This is a genomic window from Rhodococcus sp. Leaf225, assembly GCF_001426145.1.
Classification (GTDB): Bacteria; Actinomycetota; Actinomycetes; order Mycobacteriales; family Mycobacteriaceae; genus Rhodococcoides.
On the sequence record NZ_LMRN01000021.1, the window covers coordinates 104,282 to 126,609 of the forward strand.

Below are 22,328 nucleotides of genomic sequence, written 5' to 3' on the forward strand. Positions count from 1 at the left end.
CGGCCCACTGTGCGGGACGCTCCGCAGACCAGCCGAACACCGAGCACTACCCGACGACGAAAGGACCGACGTGAGCGATAGCAAGGACGTGGCAGATTTCTGGTTCGACCCGCTCTGCCCGTGGTGTTGGATCACCTCGCGCTGGATTCTCGAGGTGGCGAAGGTTCGCGACATCGAGACGAACTTCCACGTCATGAGCCTGGCGGTCCTCAACGAGGGACGCGATCTTCCCGACGAGTACCAGGACATGATGAAGAAGGCGTGGGGTCCCGTCCGCGTCGCGATCGCGGCCGCGCAGGAGAAGGGCGACGAGATCCTCGCGCCGCTCTACACCGAGATGGGGACGCGAATCCACAACGAGGGCAACAAGGACTTCCAGGACGTGATCCAGAAGTCGCTCGCTGCACTGGACCTCCCGGCCTCGTTGGCCGAGGCCGCCGCGAGCAGTGAGTTCGACGACGCGCTGCGCAAGAGCCACCACGCGGGAATGGACAAGGTGGGCAAGGACGTCGGCACGCCGACCATCCACGTCAACGGTGTCGCCTTCTTCGGTCCCGTGCTGTCGAGGATCCCGCGCGGCGAGGAGGCCGGCAAGCTGTGGGACGCGTCGGTGATCTTCGCGTCGTACCCGCACTTCTTCGAGCTCAAGCGTTCTCGCAACGAGGACCCGCAGTTCGACTGAGTCGACCGCGCACCCCGTCGGTGGTGCCGGCGGGGTGCGTCAGACCACGATGAGGTCGGGACGGCCCCGGCGATCGCGAGTGCCGTCCCCGAACTCCAGTGCCTCGCCGCCGAGCCAGCGACGCGCGGACCAGGCGGCCGCCACCGCGTCGAGCACGTCGTCCATCGCGGGCCCGTCCTCGATCGCACTCGTGGCCTCCAGCAGCGCCGGCACGTCCACCACCACCGAGAGTGCTTGCAGCCGTTGCGCGATGCCGCGGGCTCGTTTCTTCGACGTGAAGCGGGTGGCGGGGGCGAGTGCCCGGAACGACGATTCCGGGTGCACCTCGATCACCCGCGCGATGTCTGGGTCGGCCGCGTCCCAGGCCCGGATGTGGTCGGTGAGGTACCAGGACTGCTTGCTGATGGCCTTGCCCGTGCGGGCGCGGGCGATCACGCAGGCGTCCTCCCAGGAGGCCGCCCACACCGCGTCGCGTACCGGCGTGGGGAAGAGCGACGATCGCGCCGGGCCCAGGAACGTCCGAACCTGGAGTTCGCTCGCTCGCACTCCGGCGTCGGGAACGGTCAGCGGCATGTCGACCCCGACGGCCGCGCAGTCCCGGGTGGTGTCCAGGACGGCCGCGACGGTGTCGACCAGGGTCAACGACACTCGTCCCTCGTGGAGGCGAGCCACCACCCACCGGCCCGCGGCGCCGTCCACCCCGGCGACGGGGCCCCACCCGCACGGTGGCGTCGGGGCGAAGGGGGGCACCTGTCAAACTCTAGCCATGCGCGTATACCTGGGTGCCGATCACGCCGGCTTCGAGTTCAAGAATCAGATCATCGACCACCTGCGGGAATCGGGACACGAGCCGATCGACTGCGGTGCGTTCACGTACGACGCGGTGGACGACTACCCGGCGTTCTGCATCGAGGCGGCTCGCCGCACGGTCGCCGACCCGGAGAGCCTCGGACTGGTGCTCGGTGGCTCCGGCAACGGTGAGCAGATCGCGGCCAACAAGGTCCCAGGCGCGCGGTGTGCTCTCGCCTGGAGCGTCGAGACGGCCCAGCTCGCGCGTCAGCACAACAAGGCGCAGCTGATCGGCATCGGCGGCCGCATGCACACGCTGCCCGAGGCGCTCGCGATCGTGGACGCGTTCCTCGAGACCCCGTGGTCGGGCGAGGAGCGCCACCAGCGCCGCATCGACATCCTGTCCGAGTACGAGCGCACCGGCGACGCGCCGGCCGTTCCCGGTGCACCCTCGGCCGACGGCGGCTCCGAATAAGAGGGTCCGCACCACAGCCCGAGTAGTCAGGTACCACCCATGCCCGAGGGGCACACTCTCCATCGTCTGGCGCGACTGCACCAGAAGCGTTTCGGCGGCCAGGTCATCGAGGTGTCCAGTCCGCAGGGACGTTTCGTCGACGGTGCCGAGTGGGTCTCCGGGCATGTCCTGAAGCGCGCCGACGCCTGGGGCAAGCATCTGCTCCACCGGTACGACAACGGGGCGATCGTCCACGTCCACCTCGGGCTGTACGGAAAGTTCGGCGAGCAGTCCGTTCCCATGAAGGAGCCCGTCGGCCAGGTGCGGATGCGCATGGTGGGGGAGGAGTACGGCACCGACCTGCGCGGCCCCACCCGCTGCGAGATCTTCGACGACACTCAGGTCGACGCGCTGGTGGCGCGCCTGGGTCCCGATCCGCTGCGCAAGGAGTCCGACCCGGAGAAGGCGTTCCACCGGATCCACAAGTCGGCCATGGCGGTCGGCGCGTTGCTGATGGAGCAGGACGTCATCGCCGGCATCGGCAACGTCTACCGGGCCGAGCTGCTGTTCCGGCACCGCGTGAGCCCGTTCCGCACGGGCAAGCACCTCGACCACGAGGAGTGGGACGAGATGTGGACGGATCTCGTCGAGTTGATGAAGGTGGGCGTGCGACGCGGGCGCATCATCACGCTGGACAAGGAACACGACTCGGGCACCGGGTCGCGTGGACCGGGACGCCCGCGTTCCTACGTCTACAAGAGGAACGGCCAGCCGTGCCTGATCTGCGGCACGACGATTCTCACCGCGGACATGAAGGGCCGCAACCTCTTCTGGTGCCCGACGTGTCAGGCGACGTGAGGTCGGTCGAGCACTGATCCGTCCGCACACGTTCCGGGGGCGCGCACCCGGTTCCGCTGACTGGACGGGGTGCACGGCACCGGTGGGTGTGCGGACCGGCGCCCGTGGAGGTCAGAAACCCCCGTCGAAGCCGCCGCCGCCATCGAAGCCGCCGCCGCCATCGAACCCGCCGCCGTCGTCGAACCCGCCGCCGCCATCGAACCCGCCGCCGTCGGAGTCGCCCCCACCGTCGTAGCCCCCGTCGCCGCCGCCATCGCTCATGTCGGTCCCGTCGCCCTCACCACTGGCGAAGTTGTCCGCCCCGTAGCCCACGCCGGCCATCCCGGAGAACATCGCGGAGAACAGGAACATGGATCCCATGCCCCACGCGCCGGCCACGAGGGCGGGCTTCCACCACGGCTCGGAGTACCAGCCCGCAGGGACGGGGCGACCCGCCACGCGTCCGCCGGGGTAGTAGTTCGGCGTCCTCTCGGACGGTCCGGGGCTCGCGGTCACGGCCCGACCCTCGTAGTCGACGGTGCGTTCCTCGGTGACCTCGCCCGCGGACTTCTGTCCGTCGATGGTGGGGACCTCGGGGCCGGGGTCCATGCCCATCGCCAGCCGGGCAGCGCGGATGTAGTAGAGCCCTTCCAGCGCAGTCTGTTTGGCCAGACGCGCCTGGGTGGGGGACTGCGCCTGATCGATCTGTGAGCCCGCGGCCGTGTAGCGCTCGGACGCGTCGGCCAGAGCCTGCTTGGAGGCAGTGTCCGAGCCCACCAGGTTGTACACCTGGCCGCCGAGGCGCTCGATGGCCTGACGCGCGTCGGCCTTGGCGTCGTCGAGCGACTCGAGACTCCGTCGGCCGGACCTGCGCTGGGACACGACGACGACGCCGACGACCAGAGCCACGACGACGATGATCAGGAGCAGAGGTTCCATGGTCCCAGTGTACGGAGAGTCCGGTTCCGGTCGCGGATCACGACGCGGGGCGCAGCGACTCTCGACCGTTGCTCCACGCGTCCATGAGATGGTCCGCCAGGACGTTCTCGACGTGGTCGATGGCGCGCATCCCGAAGACGACGTCCGCCTCGAGTTCCGGTTCGCGCGCGATGAGGTCGCCCACCACGTCGTGTCGCATGACCTGCTCGTGCACCGCGTCCGCCTCGACGTGCTCGGCGTAGAACGCGACGCACTCGGCCGGGAACTCCAACCGCTGCAACGCTTTCACCAGCCGCTGCGATCCGGGTGAGGAGGTGATCTCGGTCGCGGCGAGGTGTCCGACGGCGGCACCCCGCAGCGATCGGTGCAGACCGAACATCGACATCAGGTTGACCGGTGCGAGGGTCGGTGCACCCACCCGGTCGAGGTAACCGAGGTAGGTCGCGTCGAGTCCCGCCGCTGCCAGGAGGTCGCGAAAGAGGTTCTGGTGCATCCGGCTTCCGCGCCCGCCGCCGAACTCGTCGAACTCGACGGCGACGTAGGAGGCCTTGGCCTGACCCTGCAGCCGCGGGATCGTCCACGCGTGGGGGTCGGCCTCCTTGAGGTGGTACAGCGACCGGTGCGCGAGGTACTCCCGCATCTGCTCGGCGGTGCCGGTGTCGCGGAGGTGGAAGGACGGGCCGGACCCGTCGACGTGCTCCGTCGACAACAGGTCCATCTCGTCGGCCGCCGAGCCGCCCACCGTCACGTGCGCACGGACGTCGGCGAGGAAGGCGCTCTCCATCTCGGCACGCAGACGCAGGAGGTCGGGATTCCACTCCCAGGCGTCGTCCACACCGGGGAGCCCGCGGTAGTGCAGTTCGTAGCAGAGGTACAACGCGAGATGAAGGTCGTCGCCGTAGGGATCGGCGTCCGTGACGGGGGCGACGACGCTGCCCGCGTCCGACGGGGACTGCACGAGTGCGGACAGGACGGCGGAGGACAGCGGCCCACGCGCCGTCGGCAGCGCGGCTGCGGTCGGCGGGGTCGAGGTGGTCGGGGTGTCGTTCAGCATCGCGGTCACCTCGTCCGACTACCCGTTTCGACCGTGTCCGAACATGCGTGGCGGTCGCTGGGGTCCGAAGACGGGCAGCGGACCCGATCCGGGTTCGGTCGGTACGGGCGTGGTGCGGCGGAGCAACAGGGTGGCCGCGTCGAGCACCAGTTCGCGGTCGTACGTCAGGCGGTAGTCGAACACCGGGTCCGACTCGGTCGATCCGTCGCCGTCCGTTTCGGCTCCGATGACGGCGGCGGTGAAGTGCGGGCTCACGACGATCACCGACAGTTCCCGCAACAGCGGGTCCGCGGCGGGCAGCCTCATGGTGTGCAGGCCGGGCACCGGCGGTGTGGTCGCGGCGCCGCCTCGTCCGAACAGGGCGACGAGCGTCCCGGACGCGGCGAGGTGCGCGGCCTGATGCATCTGCTCGGCGGACACCTCGAACGAGTGCGGAACCGTGGCCAGCACGATGGTCGACGGTCCGGTGGCCGCCGCGTGGAGCGCGAACTGGTCGATGATCGTGGAGAGCAGGGACAGACGCCCGCGGCGGATGCCACCGGTGGCCGCGGCGAGTGCGAAGGGCGTCGGCGCGGACGGCATGCGGTGGGTGAGCCCGACGGCGAAGGGGGAGTCCGACGGCAGGTCGGCGGCGGTCGGGCCGGCGTGTGGCTCACGGCGCGGCAACGGAGCGGGCGTGCCGAAGAGCCAGCCCTGGCCGAGAGCAGCGCCCATCTCACGCGCGAGATGGAGGTGTTCCTCGGTCTCGATGCCCTCGGCGAGGACCACCGCGCCCGTGCGGTCGGACTCCGCCGAGACCGCCGCGAGCACCCGCGCGGTGTCCGCCGTCGCCCGCTGCTGGGTGAACGTCATGTCCAGCTTGATGATGTCGGGCCGCAGGAACGGCAGCAGGGCCAGGCTCGCCGTCTCGGCTCCCACGTCGTCCACCGCCACGAGCCACCGTCGGTCGCGCACTCGTTCCACTGCCTCGAGCAGCGATGCGGGGTCGGCGATCAGGTCACGTTCGGTGATCTCCACGACCACCGACAGTCGCGACGCCTCGGCGAGCAGAGCGGCCACCCCCGCGGGAGGCGCGAGGTTCATCGCGCTGGGTTCCATGTTGACGAACAACTGCAACCCGGTCGGCAGATTGGCCTCCAGCGCCCCCCGGAGCGCACTGACGCGGCACATCCAGTCCAGCTGACCGACGGTCCCGTGCGCACGCGCCGACTCGAACAGTGCAGCGGGTGACTCCCAGGGTGTGCCGACGGGGCCGCGGGCGAGGGCCTCGTAGCCGACCAGCGCGCGCGTCGAGAGGTCGACGACGGGTTGGTAGAGGGAGTGGACCGTCAGGCCTGCGGGGATCTCTTCCACGCCCGGTCCTCTCGTCGGCGGACCGAGTCCGCGTGCCTGCAGCATCTGAAACAGTAGGCCGATCACCCCTCGCGAGGGCGAGGACGGATCAGACGGGCGACGGCACGACGGTGACAGGGACGTCCACCGAGTGCATCACGGCTCGGCTGGTCGATCCCAGCAGGAGCGAGGTGAATCCACCCCGCCCGCGGCGACCCACGACGACGAGGTCCGCCTCGGCCGATCTGGCCACGAGTTCCCGCACCGGCCGGTCCTGGACCACCACGCGCTCCACCTCGACGTCGGGGTAGTCCTGCGACCACCCGGCCATCGTCTCCGCGAGGACGGCCTCCTCGTCCTCGGCAGACCGACCGCGGCCGCCGGGAACGTCGATGTCGCTCCACGCGTGCACGGCGATCAGCGATGCCCCGCGTGACGAGGCGATCTCGAACGCCCAGCGGACGGCGGGCACGCTGTTGTCCGTGCCGTCGACGCCGACGACGACGGCGTGTCCCGTGCCCTCGTTCGGCGGCGTGTCCAGAGGCACCACGGTGACGGCGCACGAGGCGTGTGTCGCCACCGCCGTGCTCACCGACGCGGAGAGTCCTCCCGTGAACTCGCCGAGCCCCCGCGTCCCCACGACGATCATCGCGGCGTCCGTCGATCGTTCGACCAGTACTCCGGCGGGGGTGCCGTGGTGGGTCTCGGTGGAGACCGACACGTCGGCCGCCACGGCCCGCGCCGCGTCCACTCCGTCGGCGAGAATGCGGTCGAGTGCACTCGCTGCAGTGTCGTCGACGTCCGCGAAGGCCGGCGCGGACACCGCCGTGACCAGCACGAGGGGCAGGCCGCGAGCGGTGCAGAGCCGCGTGGCCCATCGCACGGCCGCGAGCGCTGCGGACGATCCGTCGGCTCCGACGACGACGGGGTGGGACACGGGCATGCAGGCCTCCAGCGGTTCGAACGGACGGTGCCGAGATGACCACAGTGTTCCCGACGCGAGGCGATGTCATGCCCGGAACAGGCAGTTGAGTCTGCAACGGCGTTATCTCGATGTGCTGTGAACGTTATCGGATCGTGATGCTCTGCACGCAGCCTCGTCACTCTGGCGGGCGAATCTAAGGCAGACGCCGAGGAACGAGATCGACGCACACGAACCGGGAGACACAGCAATGACCGCACACGGACTCGACACCCACTTCTCTTTCGACGCTGCCGATCTCACCGTCCTCGAATACGAACGCGGCGACGTCGCCGTGGTGTCGGTCGGCGGCGAGATCGACATGAGCACCACGCCCGAACTCCGCGAGGTCCTGGCACGCGTGGCCGCTCGCGGCCACGAGGACGTGGTTCTCGACCTGTCGGACGTCACCTTCCTGGGCAGCGCCGGCGCCGTCCTTCTCCTCGGCGCGGCGTCCTCGCTGTCGGTCCGTCCGATGGTGCTGGTGGCCACCGACCCCGCAGTGCGGCGCCCGCTCGAGCTCCTCGGCGTCTGCTCGCCGATCACCGTGTGCGGAAGCATCTTCGAGGCAGTGTCGCTGGTCACCTCGGCGCGCGACGGCGCCGGAGTCCTGTCCGACGCCGGCTGACCCCCGAACACACGAGAGCCCCCCGATTCGCTGAATCGGGGGGCTCTCGCGTTCGTGGAGCGGGCGACGGGAATCGAACCCGCGTAATCAGTTTGGAAGACTGAGGCTCTACCATTGAGCTACGCCCGCATGCCTGCGGCGGTGCTGGGATCGCCAGCTCCTGCCGCCTGCGTTGAGGAACTGTACCGAACGTCGCGCGCGATCGAGAAATCGGCCCGCCGTCGGCGCCTCCGCGGTACCGCCGTAGGATCGTCGGCGCACGTCGCTGTGGCCTTGCCGGTGCGAATCGCCACGATCGAGGGTGACGGCGTGCACGAGGAACGGGATGTGGCGCAGCTTGGTAGCGCATCCGCTTTGGGAGCGGAGGGTCGCAGGTTCGAATCCTGTCATCCCGACAGACGTCGGTCGCCGCGATCGAATGGTCCAGATCCACCTTCCCACCGGAACCACCCCGCACCACCACAGTCCGACAACGAATCACTGCAGTCGAGCAGATGAAGGAGCACGTTCGTGAAGAGCACTGTCGAGCAGCTGAGCCCGACGCGAGTCCGTATCAACGTCGAGGTGCCCTTCGAGGAGCTGAAGCCTGATTTCGACCGCGCCTACAAGACGCTCGCGCAGCAGATCCGCCTGCCCGGGTTCCGGCCCGGCAAGGCGCCCGCGAAGCTTCTCGAGGCACGCGTCGGCCGCGCGAACGTCCTGAACCAGGTGGTCAACGACGCGTTGCCCGCCAAGTACAACGACGCGCTCAGCTCGACCGAGCTGAAGCCCCTCGGCCAGCCGGACATCGAGATCACCAAGCTCGAGGACGGCGAGGAGATCGTCTTCACCGCCGAGGTCGACGTGCGTCCCGAGATCACGCTGCCCGACTTCTCGAGCGTCACCGTCACCGTCGACCCGGTCGAGATCACCGACGAGGCCGTCGACGAGCAGCTGCTCTCGCTGCGTCAGCGTTTCGGCACCCTCACCGGTGTCGAGCGCGCTGCGCAGACCGGCGACTTCGTCTCCATCGACCTGTCGGCCACGGTCGACGGCGAGGACGTCGCGGAGGCCTCGACCGAGGGCCTGTCCCACGAGGTCGGCTCCGGCCAGCTCATCGAGGGTCTCGACGACGCGATCGTCGGCCTGTCCGTGGGTGACTCCAAGGAGTTCCCGACGACGCTGCTCGCCGGTGAGCACGCCGGCCGGGAAGCGCAGGTCACCGTCACGGTGAAGTCGGTGAAGGAGCGCGAGCTGCCCGAGCCCGACGACGAGTTCGCCCAGCTGGCGAGCCAGTTCGACACGTTCGACGAGCTGATGGCCGATCTGCGCGAGCGCGTGGCCCGCGTCAAGAAGGTCGAGCAGGCCGGGCAGATCCGCGACAAGGTGCTCGAGGCTCTGCTCGAGTCCGTCGAGGTCCCGGTTCCCGAGGCCTTCGTCAAGGCCGAGGTCGATTCCGCGCTGCACGACGCGATCCATCCGCTCGACCACGACGAGGACAAGCTCGCGCAGCAGCTCGAGGCCGCAGGCTCCTCGCGCGAGGAGTTCGACACGAACGCGCGTGAGAGTGCCGAGAAGTCCGTGCGCACCCAGCTGTTGCTCGACACCATCGCCGACGCCGAGTCGGTCCAGGTCGGACAGGAAGAGCTGACCCAGAACATCGTCTTCCAGGCGCAGCGCTACGGCATCGCGCCGGAGGAGTTCATCCAGCAGGTGCAGCAGGCCAACCAGCTGCCCGCACTGTTCGCCGACATCCGACGCAGCAAGGCACTCGCCGCGATCGTCGATCGCGTCTCCGTGACCGACACCGCCGGTGCGAGCGTCGACACCAAGGAGCTCTTCGGAGATCCCGAGGACGAGGCCACCGACGAGACCGAGTCGGCGGAGATCGAGTCGTCCACGGACGAGTCGGCTGCGGACGATTCGTCTGCGGGCGAACAGCAGAAGTAACGCTCACAGCGAACGACGGCGGTTCCGGGACTCCGGGGCCGCCGTCCTTCGTTAGTGTCGGTGACAGAGAACGTGAGCGTTCCGTCCACAGGGAACGTTCGCGCTCACGGCGAGAAACTCGTTCAGGCGAGACCACATCGAGCACGAGAAGGCAGGTACCGTGACCACCACGAACCCGGCGACCAACACCGACCAGGCAGGGCCGTCCCGTCAGGCAGGGTCGATCGTGACCGCTCCGGCCATGACGTCCGCGACCGCCGGACTCAACCTCAGCGACTCCGTCTACGAGCGTCTGCTCCGTGAGCGCATCATCTTCCTCGGCACGCAGGTCGACGACGACATCGCGAACAAGCTGTGCGCCCAGATCCTCCTGCTCTCGGCAGAGGACCCCACTCGCGACATCGCGCTCTACATCAACTCGCCCGGCGGTTCCGTCTCGGCCGGCATGGCGATCTACGACACGATGAACTTCGCCGAGTGCGACGTCGCGACCTACGCGATGGGCCTGGCGGCGTCGATGGGCCAGTTCCTGCTCACCGCCGGGACCAAGGGCAAGCGCTACGCCCTGCCGCACGCCCGCATCATGATGCACCAGCCGTCCGCCGGAATAGGTGGCAGCGCGGCGGACATCGCCATCATGGCCGAGCAGTTCGCCCTCACCAAGCGCGAGATGGCCGAACTGATCGCACAGCACACCGGCCAGTCGTTCGAGCAGGTCACCGAGGACTCCGACCGCGACCGGTGGTTCACGGCGCAGCAGGCCCTGGAGTACGGCATGGTCGATCACGTCATCACACGCGCCGAGCAGGCCGGCGGCACCAGCGGAGCCGACAACTGATCGGACCGGACAGCGCAGCGCGCGACGCGCTCGCTCCTGTCGGTCGTCCGATCTCTTCACCCACACCCTTGGAGTACTGATGTCCCAGCTCTTCGATCCCCGTTCTCTCCCCGGCTCCAGCTCGCCCGCCGGGCCCGATTCCCGCTACATCCTCCCGTCCTTCGTCGAGCACTCGAGCTACGGCGTCAAGGAGTCGAACCCGTACAACAAGCTCTTCGAGGAGCGCATCATCTTCCTCGGCGTGCAGGTCGACGACGCCTCGGCGAACGACATCATGGCGCAGCTGCTGGTGCTCGAGGGTCTCGATCCCGACCGCGACATCACGATGTACATCAACTCGCCCGGTGGCTCGTTCACGTCGCTGATGGCGATCTACGACACGATGCAGTACGTGCGCGCCGATGTCGCGACCGTCTGCCTCGGTCAGGCCGCGTCGGCCGCCGCCGTGCTGCTCGCAGCGGGTGCCCCCGGCAAGCGTGCGGCACTGCCGAACGCTCGCGTCCTCATCCACCAGCCGTCCACCGGCGGTGTGCAGGGCCAGGTGTCGGACCTCGAGATCCAGGCTCGGGAGATCGAGCGCATGCGTCGTCTGATGGAGACCACCCTCGGTCGCCACACCGGCAAGGACGCCGACGTCATCCGCAAGGACACCGATCGCGACAAGATCCTCACGGCCGAGGAGGCCAAGGACTACGGGATCATCGACACCGTCTTCGAGTACCGCAAGCTCTCCGCACGCAAGTGACGCCGGCCGGCCGGAGGCCGCTCCCGACACGCCCGGACGACGGGTCGTCGACGGGTGGCTCCGGCCGGTTCCGAGCCCCCGGACTGCATCGATTCACCGACGTCCGAGGGGGTGCGACGCCGCTCCGACATGCCTGCTCGGGTTGCGTCAGAAGTCGACCTCCGACCGCGAAGGCGGGTACGGTCGCACGCAGAGATTCTCTTTCACTAGTGAGGACTAACGCTCATGGCACGCATCGGTGACGGTGGTGATCTGCTCAAGTGCTCTTTCTGCGGAAAGAGCCAGAAGCAGGTCAAGAAGCTCATTGCCGGACCAGGTGTCTACATCTGTGACGAGTGCATCGATCTGTGCAACGAGATCATCGAGGAAGAACTGGCCGAGTCGAGCGAGGTCAAGCTCGACGAGTTGCCCAAGCCCGCGGAGATTCGCGACTTCCTGGAGAACTACGTCATCGGTCAGGACACGGCGAAGCGTCGTCTCGCCGTCGCGGTCTACAACCACTACAAGCGCATCCAGGCCGGCGACAAGGCCCGTGACGCCCGTGGCGAGACCGTGGAACTGGCCAAGTCCAACATCCTGATGCTCGGCCCCACCGGCTGCGGCAAGACCTATCTCGCGCAGACGCTGGCGAAGATGCTGAACGTCCCGTTCGCCATCGCCGACGCCACCGCGTTGACCGAGGCCGGGTACGTCGGTGAGGACGTCGAGAACATCCTCCTCAAGCTGATCCAGGCCGCGGACTACGACGTCAAGCGTGCCGAGACCGGCATCATCTACATCGACGAGGTCGACAAGATCGCTCGCAAGAGCGAGAACCCGTCGATCACGCGCGACGTCTCCGGCGAGGGTGTGCAGCAGGCCCTGCTCAAGATCCTCGAGGGCACGCAGGCCAGTGTCCCGCCGCAGGGTGGACGCAAGCACCCGCACCAGGAGTTCATCCAGATCGACACGACCAACGTGCTCTTCATCGTCGCCGGTGCGTTCGCCGGGCTCGAGAAGATCGTGTCGGACCGCATCGGCAAGCGCGGCCTCGGCTTCGGCGCCGAGGTCCACTCCAAGGCCGAGATCGACACGCAGGACCACTTCGCCGAGGTCATGCCCGAGGATCTGATCAAGTTCGGTCTGATTCCCGAGTTCATCGGTCGCCTGCCGGTCGTCGCGTCGGTCACGCATCTCGACAAGGAGTCCCTCGTGACCATCCTGTCGGAGCCGAAGAACGCTCTGGTGAAGCAGTACACGCGCCTGTTCGACATGGACGGTGTCGAATTGGAGTTCACCCCGGACGCGCTGGACGCGATGGCCGAGCAGGCCATCCATCGCGGCACGGGCGCTCGTGGACTGCGCGCGATCATGGAGGAAGTGCTCAACCCGGTCATGTTCGACATCCCCAGTCGTGACGACGTGGCGAAGGTGGTCGTGACGGCGGAGACCGTGAACGACAACGTGCTCCCCACCATCGTGCCGCGCAAGCCGGACCGGCCGGAACGGCGCGAGAAGAGCGCCTGACCCCCTCAGCTCGATCGAGAGCCCCGACGACCGATGGTCGCCGGGGTTCTCGTGCGTCGGGGCTCTGGAGCGTCGGGGCTCTGGAACGTCGGGGGTAGGGTCGCCGCCATGCGCGTCGCGATCACGTACTGCACCCAGTGTCAGTGGCTCCTGCGAGCCGGATGGATGGCGCAGGAACTGCTGCAGACTTTCGGATCCGACCTCACCGAGGTGGCGCTGGTTCCCGGCACCGGCGGAGTCTTCCGCGTCGTGGTGGGGGAGTCCGTGGTGTGGGATCGCAAGGAGCGCGGCGGTTTTCCCGAGATCACCGTCCTGAAGCAACTCGTTCGAGACGAGGTCGACCCGGAGCGCGACCTCGGGCACGCGGACCGTCCCTAGACGCGCTCGAACACCGCCGCGAGTCCCTGGCCGCCGCCGATGCACATCGTCTCGAGGCCGTACCGCACGTCTCGTCGCACCATCTCGTGAGCGAGGGTGGTCAGGATGCGTGCGCCGGTCGCGCCGACCGGGTGGCCGAGGGAGATGCCCGAGCCGTGCGGGTTGAGCCGAGGGTCGGCGGGGTCCATCGACCACTCGGTCAGCACCGACAACACCTGGGCGGCGAACGCCTCGTTCAGTTCGACGACGTCCATGTCGTCGAGGGTGAGGCCGAGCCGGCCGAGAACGGCGGCCGTCGCCGGGACCGGGCCGATGCCCATCGTCGCCGGCGCGACACCGGCCACCGCCCATCCGGCGAGTCGGACCAGGGGTGTCAGCCCCAGCGCTGCGGCCCTGTCCGCCGTGGTGACGAGGCAGAGCGCGGCGCCGTCGTTCTGGCCGCTGGCGTTGCCGGCGGTGACCGTCGATTCCGGATCGATCGTTCCGCGGATCGGGCGGAGCCGGGACAGCGACTCGAGGGTGGTGTCGGCTCGGGGGTGCTCGTCGTCGGTGACGACGACGGGATCGCCCCTGCGCCGAGGCACCGTGACGGGCACGATCTCCTCGGCGAAGACGCCGCTCCGTTGCGCCGCGACGGCGCGCTGGTGGGACTGCACCGCGAAGGCGTCCTGGTCGGCGCGTGGCACACCGTACTGCTCGCGGAGGTTCTCGGCCGTCTCGATCATCCCACCGGGCACGGGAAAGTGTGTGCCGCCGGCCGTGATCCGGGCCCGTGCGAGCCTGTCCTGGAGGGGCACGGAGTCGGCGCCGACGCCCCACCGCACACCGTCGGTGTAGAACTCGGTGGAGCTCATCGACTCCACGCCGCCCGCGAGCACGACGTCGCTCACGCCCGTGGAGACCTGCATGCAGGCGTCGAGAACGGCCTGCAGCCCGGACCCGCAGCGGCGGTCGACCTGGCGGCCGGGAACGCCGATGCCGAGCCCCGCATCGAGTGCGGCGACGCGTCCGATCGCCGGTGCCTCGCCGTTCGGTGCGCCCTGCCCGAGGATCACGTCATCGATGTCGGCGCCGGACAGCCCGGTGCGCGAGAGGATCTCGATGATCACGGCAGACGCGAGGTCCGCTGCGGGAACGGTCTTCAGGGCCCCGCCGAAGCGGCCCACGGGGGTGCGCAGCGGAGCGCAGATGACGGCGTCGAGCATGGCGTGGTCTCGTCTCGTGTGTCGGTGTTCGGGTGGGGGGAGAGGTCAGGAGGTGCGGGCTGCGTCCGACCGCGACGCGACGCGGGCGAGATCGGCGTCGATGGCGGCCGCGGTGCTCAGCAGCGCCGGCACGACGGTGGTTCTCAACTCGTCGAGCGAGTAGCGCGCCGCGGGCGTGCTGATGTTGACCGCGGCGGTGACGGCGCCGCCGTGCCCGTGCAGCGGCGCGGCGATCGAGCGGAGTCCGATCTCGAGTTCCTGGTCGACGATGCAGAAGCCCTGTGTCCGAACGAGATCGAGTTCGGCGCGCAGGCTCGACTCCGTCGTCATCGTTCGCCCCGTGAGGTCGCGGAGGTCGGTGCGCGCGAGAAGGTCCGCGAGAGCGTTCTCGTCGACACCGGCCCACAGGACTCTGCCCATCGAGGTGGCGTAGGCGGGGAAACGGGTGCCGATGGTGATGGACACGGTCATGATGCGGCTCACCGGGACCCGGGCGACGTAGACGACGTCGAGGTCGTCCAGGACGGACACCGACGAGGACTCGTGCACGCGCGCGGTCAAGGCCTCGAGATGCGGTCCGGCGATCTCGGGGAGCGAGAGCGACGAGAGGTACGAGTAGCCGAGATCGAGGACCCTCGGAGTCGGCGCGAAGGTGGTGCCGTCGGTGCGGACGTACCCGAGTTCGACCAGGGTGAGCAGGAAGCGACGGGCCGTGGCGCGGGTGAGATCGGTGGCTCGGGCGACCTCGGACAGCGTGCGACGGGGATGGTCCGCGTCGAAGGCCCGGATCACCGCGAGTCCGCGGGCGAGGGACTGCACGTGATCCGCGGCGGCAGCGCGGGTCTGCGGCGGTGCGGGCTCGGTCATGGGGTCCTCTCCTCGTCGGCTCGGATGCGCGTGTCTCATTGAAGCACAGTGTTCGCATCGCGGACGTCTGTTCACTTGTCGAACGGTGCGTTAGGGTCACGGTCATGATGAACAAGGTGGTGGCCTCGGCCGCCGAGGCGGTGGCCGACATCCCGAGCGGATCGTCGATCGCGGTGGGCGGATTCGGTCTGGTCGGTGTGCCGGAACTCTTGATCGCTGCGCTGCTCGATCAGGGTGCGACCGATCTCGAGACCATCAGCAACAACTGCGGGACCGACGGCTTCGGGTTGGGAATCCTGTTGGAGCAGGGCCGGATCCGCAGGACCGTCAGCTCGTACGTCGGGTCGAACAAGGAGTTCGCCCGCCAGTACCTCGGCGGTGAACTCGAAGTGGAGCTGACACCGCAGGGCACGCTCGCCGAGCGGCTGCGAGCGGGCGGCGCCGGAGTCCCGGCGTTCTTCACCCCCGCGGGGGTGGGGACACAGGTCGCCGAGGGCGGGCTGCCACAGCGATACGACGGCGCCGGCGGGGTCGCTCTCGCCTCGGCCCCGAAGGAGACGCGCGAGTTCGACGGCGTCACCCATGTCCTCGAGCGCGGGATCGCCGCCGACTTCGCACTGGTGCACGCCTGGAAGGGTGATCGGTACGGCAATCTCGTCTACCGGGCCAGCGCCCGCAACTTCAATCCACCGGCAGCGGAGTCGGGGCGCATCACCATCGCCCAGGTGGAGCATCTGGTCGAGCCGGGGGAGCTGACGCCCGAGGACGTGCACACGCCCGGTATCCACGTTCAGCGCGTCGTCGTCGTCGGGCCCGTGACGGTCGGGATCGAGCGCAGGACGGTGCGGTCATGACCCCGACTCCGCGCACACGGGACGAGATGGCGGCACGGGTGGCCGCCGAACTCGAGGACGGGCAGTACGTGAACCTGGGCATCGGTATGCCCACGTTGATCCCGGCCCACATTCCCCCCGACAGGACCGTGATCCTGCACTCGGAGAACGGAGTTCTGGGCGTGGGCCCGTACCCCACCGAGGACGAACTCGATCCCGAGCTGATCAATGCCGGCAAGGAGACCGTCACCGTGCTCCCGGGGGCCTCGTTCTTCGACTCGGCACAGTCCTTCGGCATGATCCGCGGCGGCGCCGTGGACGTCGCCGTCCTCGGCGCGATGCAGGTGGACAGCCGCGGTGATCTCGCCAACTGGATGATCCCCGGCCACATGGTCAAGGGGATGGGCGGCGCGATGGACCTGGTCCACGGAGCGCGACGCGTCATCGTGATGATGGAACACGTCTCCCGCAGCGGGGAGCCCAAGATCGTCGAGAGGTGCACGCTCCCGCTCACCGGTCGCGGCTGCGTGCACCGCATCATCACCGATCTGGCGGTCCTCGACGTCACGGCGGACGGGCTCGAACTGATCGAGACCGCACCCGGCGTGGGGGTCGACGACGTCCTCGCGGCGACGGGCGCCGAGGTCCGCGTCCGGACGTAGCGTTACCGTTTCCTTCTCATGGTCGACTCACTCACCGACGGACTGAAGGTCCGCCACCTGACGATGATGGGCCTCGGCTCCGCGATCGGCGCCGGGCTGTTCCTGGGCACCGGCGCCGGCATCGCCGCCGCGGGACCCGCCGTCCTCCTGTCCTACGCCATCGCCGGCTTCCTCGTGATCCTCGTCATGCGCATGCTCGGCGAGATGGCCGCCGCCTCGCCGTCGTCGGGATCGTTCTCGACCTACGCCGAGATGGCGTTCGGCCGCACCGCCGGCTTCGTCACCGGCTGGCTGTACTGGTTCACCCTCGTCATGGTCATGGGCGCCGAGATGACCGGCGCCGCAGCCTTCATGGGTGCATGGTTCGGTGTGGATCCGTGGATCCCCGCCCTCGTGGCCATGGTCGTCTTCGCCGCGATCAACCTCGCGAAGGTGTCGAACTTCGGCGAGTTCGAGTTCTGGTTCGCCGCCATCAAGGTCACCGTCATCATCGGGTTCCTCGTCGTCGGGACATTGCTGGTGTTCGGCCTGCTCCCCGGTTCGGACCCTGTCGGCGCCGCCAACTTCACCGGTCTCGGTGGGTTCGCGCCCAATGGCGTCTCGGGCATCGCCGCGGGGCTGCTGGTCGTGGCGTTCGCCTTCGGCGGCATCGAGATCGTGACCATCGCGGCGGCCGAGTCGAAGGACCCGGCCCTGTCGGTGGGGCGCGCGGTGCGCAGCGTCGTGTGGCGCATCAGCGTCTTCTACCTCGGGTCGATCCTGGTGATCACGTTGCTGCTGCCGTGGAACCGTCTCGACGAGGCGCAGTCGGCCGCGGAGAGCCCGTTCACGCTGGTGCTGCAGCAGGCGAACCTCTCCGGGGTGGTCGGCTTCATGGAGGCCGTCATCGTGCTGTCACTGCTCAGTGCCTTCAACGCGCAGATCTACGCGACCAGCCGGATGATGTACTCGCTGGCGCTGCGGGAAGGCCGGAGGCCGGCCGGTGGTGGGCGGGAAGGCCGGAGGGGGCCGTTGGCGCGGGTGGATGCGTCGGGGGTCCCGCGTGCCGCGCTGCTCGTCTCGGTGTTCTTCGGCTTCGTGGCCGTGCTGCTGAACTATCTCGACCTCGACGGTCTGCTGACGTTCCTGCTCAACGCCGTGGGCGCGTCCCTGTTGGCGATCTGGGCGGTGACGGTGGCGTCGCAGCTACGACTACGACGCCGTCTGGAGGCGGCAGGTCCACTGCCCGTTCGCATGTGGGCGTTCCCGTACCTCAGCTGGGTGGCGCTTGCGCTCCTCGTGGGCCTGACCGTGCTCATGCTGACGGACGCGTCGTCCCGTCGTCAGGTACTCGCCACCCTCGCGGTGCTCGTGCTGTTGACCGTCGTCGGTCTGATCACCGGGCGTCGTCGGGCGGCGGCTCGCTGATCACACGGTGGGTGTGGGTGTAGACGTTCATACCGTCTCCGCGGAGGAAGCCGACGACAGTCAGGCCGGACTCGTCGGCGAGGTCGACGGCGAGCGACGACGGCGCGGACACCGCGGCGAGGATCGGGATCCCGGCCATGACGGCCTTCTGCGCGAGCTCGAAGGATGCGCGTCCGCTGACCATGAGCACCGTTCCCGTGAGGGGAACTCGTCCCTCGAGAACCGCCCACCCGATCACCTTGTCCACGGCGTTGTGTCGGCCGACGTCCTCCCGCACCGCGAGAAGCGTGCCGTCCGTGTCGAAGAGCGCGGCCGCGTGCAGCCCGCCCGTGGACGCGAAGATGCGCTGGTGCTCGCGGAGGGTGTCCGGGAGCGTGGTCAGGACGGTCGTCGTGACTGTCGCGCCGTCGGCTCCGGGGGAGTGGCGGGTCTTGAGCCGCACCGCATCGAGTGACGCCTTGCCGCAGACGCCGCAGGACGACGTCGTGTAGAAGTTCCGTTCGACCCCGGGGTCGGGTGGTGGGACGTGCGCTGCCAGAGCGAGATCGAGCACGTTGTAGGTGTTGAGCCCCTCGTCGTCGACACCGTCGCAGTACCGTGCGGCCAGAATGTCGTCGCGGCCGCCGATGACGCCCTCGGTGGCGAGGAACCCGTGCGCGAGTTCGACGTCGTGTCCGGGCGTACGCATGGTGACGGCCAACGCCTTGCCGCCGACGCGTAACTCCAACGGTTCCTCGGCGACCACGGTGTCGGGCCGTGACGAGCGGTGCGGTCCGCGGATGCGGACGACCGGTCGGCGGACGGTGGCGCGGCCCATCAGTGGTGGCTCTCGTGCGACGTGCTCATCACTCCATAGTGGACCCGCGTCGGCTCGGCGCGCGGACGGACCCGTGTCCGAGGCGGCGGTGCATAAGTTAGCCTTGCCTACACCAGGGGGGCTGGGTCCCCGCCGTCCATCGAAGGGACCACCTCACCATGGCCATGTCGGCCGGCGTCTCACGTCGTTCTTTCCTCCTCGGTGCCACCGGCGCGATCGTCGCGGTGGCCGCTGCGTGCAGCAGTTCGGACTCCGGCGGATCGCAGGACTCCGGCGCGACCGTGTCCACGAAGTACGGCGAGGTCAGCGTGCCGTCGGATCCGCAGCGCGTCGTCAGCGTCGGGTACAACGACCAGGACACCCTGCTCGCGCTGGGTGTCGTTCCGGTCGGAGTGTTCGACTGGTACGGCGACTACCCGTCCGCGACCTGGCCCTGGGCGCAGTCTGCGCTGGGGGGCGCCGCACCGGCGATCGTCGGGACCGCGTCCGAGGGCATCGACGTGGAGAAGGTGGCGTCGGCAGGCCCCGATCTCATCGTCGGTACCTATGCCGGTATCACGCAGTCGGAGTTCGACTCGCTGTCCCAGCTCGCCCCGACCGTCACCCAGCCGACCGGTTTCGTCGACTACGGCATTCCGTGGCGCGACCAGACCACACTGCTCGGCCAGGCGCTCGGTCGGGCCGATCAGGCAAGCACGCTGATCACCGATCTCGAGCGCGAGTTCGCCGACACGGCTGCCGCCAACCCGTCGTTCGCCGGCAAGACGGTGCTGCTCGGAGCGCTGCAGGGACCCGGACAGTTCGGTGTCTACGGCGCGCAGGACCCGAAGGTGCGCTTCCTCAACGAACTGGGCTTCGTGAATCCGCCGGTCGTCGACCAGGTGGGCGAGCGCAACTTCGCCACCGTGAGCACCGAGCAGTTGTCTCTCGCCGACGTCGACGTGCTCGTCTGGTACGCCGGTGGCGGCTTCGGTGACAAGCTCCGTGCCGAGCTGGCGGCCACTCCCGTCTACCAGCAGCTGACCGCCGTCCAGGAGAATCGCGTGATCATTCTCGAGGACGAGGCGGCCGAGGCCATGGCGTGGAGCACCGTGCTCAGCCTGCCGTTCGCGTTGCAGGAGATCCCCGGTCGGCTGGCACCTCTCGTGCGCTGACACGCCCGGTCGCGGATCGGCCGGCGGTACTGTCGGCGGCGTGACCGTGCTGATCATCGGCGACGCCGACCGTCCGGACTCGGCCGGTGAGAGCCCGGGCCGATTCGCGGTGCGAGGTCCGGAGTCGGACGCGTGGTTCGACGCCGAGACGGACCGTGCGGTGGTCGGCTGGCGCTGTGTGCTGATCGGTTCCGCAGCCCATGTCGCGGTCTACCGCGAGCGAGCGCTGCGGGCGGGCGCAGAACCCGACGAGATCTCCGTCGTCGTCACGCAGGACGGCAGTGTCGACGTCTACTGCCCGGTGTGCGGAACGGTCGGACCGGCACCGCCCTGTGGGTCCTGCGGTGCGAATCTCGTGGTGACCGACCATGTCTCGAGTCGTCTCGCTGCTCGCCTCGGCGTTCCGGAGGCCGCGTCGTGACACTGCGGGTGGTCCACTCGACCGCGGTCACTCCGGACGGTGCGGTGCGGCGCATCGACCTCGCGCCGCTGCGCTCGGGGGACGCGCTGCCGTCGTTCGTGCCCGGAAGCCACGTGGTGGTGCGCTGCGGCGACGACGCGTCCGCCCCGTACAACGCCTACTCCCTGATCGGATCGCCGCACGTCCCGTCCCTCTACTCGTGCGCGGTACTCGCCGTCGGCGCCGGGTCGCGATGGCTGCAGAGCCGGCGCTTGGGTGACCTCGTCGAGGTCGACACTCCGCGCAGCACCTTCGCTCCGGTTCTTCGTGCGCGGAGGCACCTGCTGGTGGCCGGCGGGATCGGCATCACGCCGATCCTGTCCCTGGCGCGGTGGCTCGGGTCGACCGCCGAGGTGCACTACGTCCACCGGCCGGAACGCGGCGCGTTCGCCGAGGACGTGGCCACGTCGTGCGATGCGCGGATCAGCACCACCCGCGAGGACTTCACGAGCGGACTGGCGGACGCGCTCACCCGGCAACCACTGGGAACTCACCTGTTCGTCTGCGGGCCACCCTCTCTCGTCGAGGCGACGCTGACTGCCGCGCGTGCGGTGGGCTGGCCGGAGAGCCGTCTGCACACCGAGGCGTTCATCCGCCCCGATACTCCTCGCCGGTCGTTCGTGCTCGAACTCGCGCGCAGCGGTCGCACCCTGCCGGTGTCGGCCGACGAGTCGGTGCTGGACGTCCTCGACACTGCCGCCGTGTCCGTCGACCGGCAGTGTCGTCACGGTGTCTGCGGTCGGTGTCGGACGCCCGTGCTCGCGGGCGCCGTCGATCATCGCGACCTGTTCCTGTCCGACGACGAACGCACACGGTCGGATTCGATGATGGTCTGCGTGTCCCGCGCCGCGGGGGACCGTCTGGTGGTGGACCTGTGACCGACCTACGGGCCTTCCCGTTCCCCTTCGACGGTGACACGTACCGGTACAGCACGAATCTCGAACCGGCGCGCACGGCTCATCGGACCGCCGCGGGCGGCTGGGGTGAGCACGTCGTCGAACCGGGCACCGACTATCGGGACGCGCTGGCCGAACGCGCCCGCATCCTCGCACGGGACCCCCGGCGAGCGGTGTCGTTGCCGCACATGGCGCCGGCCGGGTGGGACGCGCTCGAGACGGTGCTGACCGAACTGCACCGCGGCATGCCCGACGAGACGACGCTCAATCTCGACGACGGGCGTGTCCGTTTCTCGAACAGATTGTCCGGCAACAGCATCGACGTCGCCAGAGGTGACCCGAGCGTCGACCCACTGCTGCTGGCGGCGGGGGAGACCCCGGACGATCTGGTCCTGCTGGACACCCGCGGCGGCGAGCTGTTCGCCGACGCGGGCGTGGTGACGTTCGCGTCGGGGTGGTCCGTGAACTTCGCTCTGGGTGCGAGCTTCGAGGACATCCACGGTCCCGTCCCGCGTGTGCGGGAGGAAGGGGTCGTGGCGCGGGCGCGCGCGTTCCTCCTCGGGCTGGGTGCGGGATTGACCGTGCGGCGCACCAACTGGTCGCTCGGGGTCGATCATCGACTCGACGCCTCTCTGGAGACGCGCGGGGAGTGGGCACGCGCGCGACGGCACCTCGAGACCGCGTCCGTCGACGAGGTCGGCCGGCGCCTCTGCCTGCGGGTCGAGGTGCAGCACCTGACGCGCCTCGCTCCGTCCGGTGCGATCCTCTTCCTCATCCGCACCCATCAGGCCTCGCTCGACGAACTCGCCGCGGTGCCCGGCTGGGCGGAGCGCGTCGTCGCGGTCACCGCGGAGCTGCCGCGTGACATGGCCGACTACAAGGGGCTGACCGCGCTGCGACCGGCGATCGACCGCTGGTGGCGGAGCAGACGTCGCGCGGTGCTCGGGTGATCGCC

Annotated in this window: 24 protein-coding genes and 2 tRNA genes; 17 read left to right on the forward strand and 9 right to left on the reverse strand. The window is 69.1% G+C overall.

Annotated features, from left to right (window positions below; all coding sequences use genetic code 11):
* Positions 1-70 precede the first annotated feature (70 nt).
* Positions 71-682, forward strand: a complete 612-nt coding sequence (locus tag ASG69_RS15620; protein ID WP_056445918.1) for a DsbA family protein — start codon at positions 71-73, stop codon at positions 680-682.
* 39 nt (positions 683-721) lie between these two features.
* On the opposite strand, the gene ASG69_RS15625 is transcribed toward ASG69_RS15620, so the two are convergent.
* Positions 722-1,432: a DUF429 domain-containing protein gene (locus ASG69_RS15625; RefSeq protein WP_235578972.1), complete on the reverse strand. Its 711-nt coding sequence runs from the start codon at positions 1,430-1,432 to the stop codon at positions 722-724.
* 16 nt (positions 1,433-1,448) lie between these two features.
* On the opposite strand from ASG69_RS15625, the gene ASG69_RS15630 reads away from it, so the two are divergent.
* Positions 1,449-1,946, forward strand: a complete 498-nt coding sequence (locus ASG69_RS15630; protein ID WP_027505646.1) for a ribose-5-phosphate isomerase — start codon at positions 1,449-1,451, stop codon at positions 1,944-1,946.
* A 39-nt stretch (positions 1,947-1,985) separates the two neighbouring features.
* The gene (locus ASG69_RS15635) at positions 1,986-2,783 is read left to right on the forward strand and encodes an Fpg/Nei family DNA glycosylase (protein WP_027505647.1); all 798 of its coding nucleotides are present in this window, start codon (positions 1,986-1,988) and stop codon (positions 2,781-2,783) included.
* Positions 2,784-2,894: 111 nt separating this feature from the next.
* Here ASG69_RS15635 and ASG69_RS15640 read toward each other — a convergent pair whose 3' ends face one another.
* The 4 genes from ASG69_RS15640 to ASG69_RS15655 all read right to left on the reverse strand — a co-directional run bounded on the left by ASG69_RS15640 (position 2,895) and on the right by ASG69_RS15655 (position 7,030).
* Positions 2,895-3,701 (reverse strand): hypothetical protein, encoded by an 807-nt coding sequence (locus ASG69_RS15640; RefSeq protein WP_056445916.1) that lies wholly within the window; start codon positions 3,699-3,701, stop codon positions 2,895-2,897.
* 37 nt (positions 3,702-3,738) lie between these two features.
* Positions 3,739-4,755 (reverse strand): iron-containing redox enzyme family protein, encoded by a 1,017-nt coding sequence (locus tag ASG69_RS15645; RefSeq protein WP_056446359.1) that lies wholly within the window; start codon positions 4,753-4,755, stop codon positions 3,739-3,741.
* Positions 4,756-4,773: 18 nt separating this feature from the next.
* Entirely contained in the window at positions 4,774-6,108 is a 1,335-nt protein-coding gene (locus ASG69_RS15650; RefSeq protein ID WP_162246774.1) for an EAL domain-containing protein, read from the reverse strand.
* A gap of 88 nt (positions 6,109-6,196) precedes the next feature.
* Positions 6,197-7,030 carry a universal stress protein gene (locus ASG69_RS15655; protein ID WP_056445910.1) on the reverse strand — a complete coding sequence of 278 codons (834 nt, stop codon included), beginning with the start codon at positions 7,028-7,030 and terminating at the stop codon, positions 6,197-6,199.
* A gap of 229 nt (positions 7,031-7,259) precedes the next feature.
* On the opposite strand from ASG69_RS15655, the gene ASG69_RS15660 reads away from it, so the two are divergent.
* The gene (locus ASG69_RS15660; protein ID WP_051613329.1) at positions 7,260-7,676 is read left to right on the forward strand and encodes an STAS domain-containing protein; all 417 of its coding nucleotides are present in this window, start codon (positions 7,260-7,262) and stop codon (positions 7,674-7,676) included.
* A 55-nt stretch (positions 7,677-7,731) separates the two neighbouring features.
* On the opposite strand, the gene ASG69_RS15665 is transcribed toward ASG69_RS15660, so the two are convergent.
* Positions 7,732-7,805 (reverse strand) — tRNA-Gly (locus ASG69_RS15665).
* A gap of 192 nt (positions 7,806-7,997) precedes the next feature.
* On the opposite strand from ASG69_RS15665, the gene ASG69_RS15670 reads away from it, so the two are divergent.
* From ASG69_RS15670 to ASG69_RS15695, 6 genes are all read left to right on the forward strand, one after another.
* A tRNA-Pro gene (locus ASG69_RS15670) sits at positions 7,998-8,071 on the forward strand.
* 115 nt (positions 8,072-8,186) lie between these two features.
* A complete protein-coding gene (tig, locus tag ASG69_RS15675; protein ID WP_056445908.1) occupies positions 8,187-9,605 on the forward strand; it encodes a trigger factor in 1,419 nt (472 codons plus the stop codon).
* A gap of 241 nt (positions 9,606-9,846) precedes the next feature.
* Positions 9,847-10,443 carry an ATP-dependent Clp protease proteolytic subunit gene (locus ASG69_RS15680; RefSeq protein WP_051613384.1) on the forward strand — a complete coding sequence of 199 codons (597 nt, stop codon included), beginning with the start codon at positions 9,847-9,849 and terminating at the stop codon, positions 10,441-10,443.
* Positions 10,444-10,522: 79 nt separating this feature from the next.
* The gene (locus ASG69_RS15685) at positions 10,523-11,188 is read left to right on the forward strand and encodes an ATP-dependent Clp protease proteolytic subunit (protein ID WP_027505653.1); all 666 of its coding nucleotides are present in this window, start codon (positions 10,523-10,525) and stop codon (positions 11,186-11,188) included.
* Between the two features lie 225 nt (positions 11,189-11,413).
* Complete coding sequence (gene clpX / locus ASG69_RS15690) at positions 11,414-12,694, forward strand: ATP-dependent Clp protease ATP-binding subunit ClpX (protein WP_027505654.1); 1,281 nt, start codon at positions 11,414-11,416, stop codon at positions 12,692-12,694.
* A 108-nt stretch (positions 12,695-12,802) separates the two neighbouring features.
* Complete coding sequence (locus ASG69_RS15695; RefSeq protein WP_056446356.1) at positions 12,803-13,072, forward strand: SelT/SelW/SelH family protein; 270 nt, start codon at positions 12,803-12,805, stop codon at positions 13,070-13,072.
* On the opposite strand, the gene ASG69_RS15700 is transcribed toward ASG69_RS15695, so the two are convergent.
* Both ASG69_RS15700 and ASG69_RS15705 read right to left on the reverse strand, forming a co-directional pair.
* A complete protein-coding gene (locus ASG69_RS15700) occupies positions 13,069-14,277 on the reverse strand; it encodes an acetyl-CoA C-acetyltransferase (protein WP_056445905.1) in 1,209 nt (402 codons plus the stop codon). The two genes, ASG69_RS15695 and ASG69_RS15700, sit on opposite strands and share 4 nt — an antisense overlap.
* A 45-nt stretch (positions 14,278-14,322) precedes the next feature.
* On the reverse strand, positions 14,323-15,144 hold the full coding sequence (locus ASG69_RS15705; RefSeq protein ID WP_056445903.1) for an IclR family transcriptional regulator domain-containing protein: 822 nt from the start codon (positions 15,142-15,144) through the stop codon (positions 14,323-14,325).
* A 107-nt stretch (positions 15,145-15,251) separates the two neighbouring features.
* Here ASG69_RS15705 and ASG69_RS15710 point away from each other — a divergent pair, with 107 nt between their 5' ends.
* The 3 genes from ASG69_RS15710 to ASG69_RS15720 are packed head-to-tail and all read left to right on the forward strand — an operon-like array spanning position 15,252 to position 18,046.
* Positions 15,252-15,998, forward strand: coding sequence for a CoA transferase subunit A (locus ASG69_RS15710; RefSeq protein ID WP_037185784.1), 747 nt, complete (start codon positions 15,252-15,254; stop codon positions 15,996-15,998).
* Complete coding sequence (locus ASG69_RS15715) at positions 15,995-16,639, forward strand: CoA transferase subunit B (protein WP_056445900.1); 645 nt, start codon at positions 15,995-15,997, stop codon at positions 16,637-16,639. The genes ASG69_RS15710 and ASG69_RS15715 overlap by 4 nt, the downstream gene beginning before the upstream one ends.
* 18 nt (positions 16,640-16,657) lie before the next feature.
* Positions 16,658-18,046, forward strand: a complete 1,389-nt coding sequence (locus tag ASG69_RS15720) for an amino acid permease (protein WP_056445897.1) — start codon at positions 16,658-16,660, stop codon at positions 18,044-18,046.
* Here the strand turns inward: ASG69_RS15720 and fdhD are convergent.
* Positions 18,015-18,863 carry a formate dehydrogenase accessory sulfurtransferase FdhD gene (fdhD, locus tag ASG69_RS15725; protein WP_056445894.1) on the reverse strand — a complete coding sequence of 283 codons (849 nt, stop codon included), beginning with the start codon at positions 18,861-18,863 and terminating at the stop codon, positions 18,015-18,017. The genes ASG69_RS15720 and fdhD overlap by 32 nt on opposite strands.
* Positions 18,864-19,027: 164 nt before the next feature.
* Between fdhD and ASG69_RS15730 the strand changes: the two genes are divergently transcribed.
* From ASG69_RS15730 to ASG69_RS15745, 4 genes are read left to right on the forward strand one after another with little or no spacing between them, the layout of a single operon-like run.
* Positions 19,028-20,017, forward strand: coding sequence for an iron-siderophore ABC transporter substrate-binding protein (locus ASG69_RS15730; RefSeq protein WP_156380558.1), 990 nt, complete (start codon positions 19,028-19,030; stop codon positions 20,015-20,017).
* Positions 20,018-20,057: 40 nt separating this feature from the next.
* Positions 20,058-20,438, forward strand: coding sequence for a dimethylamine monooxygenase subunit DmmA family protein (locus tag ASG69_RS15735; protein ID WP_056445888.1), 381 nt, complete (start codon positions 20,058-20,060; stop codon positions 20,436-20,438).
* Complete coding sequence (locus ASG69_RS15740; RefSeq protein ID WP_051613336.1) at positions 20,435-21,355, forward strand: PDR/VanB family oxidoreductase; 921 nt, start codon at positions 20,435-20,437, stop codon at positions 21,353-21,355. The genes ASG69_RS15735 and ASG69_RS15740 overlap by 4 nt, the downstream gene beginning before the upstream one ends.
* Positions 21,352-22,323, forward strand: a complete 972-nt coding sequence (locus tag ASG69_RS15745; RefSeq protein WP_056445885.1) for a heme-dependent oxidative N-demethylase family protein — start codon at positions 21,352-21,354, stop codon at positions 22,321-22,323. The genes ASG69_RS15740 and ASG69_RS15745 overlap by 4 nt, the downstream gene beginning before the upstream one ends.
* Positions 22,324-22,328 lie beyond the last annotated feature (5 nt).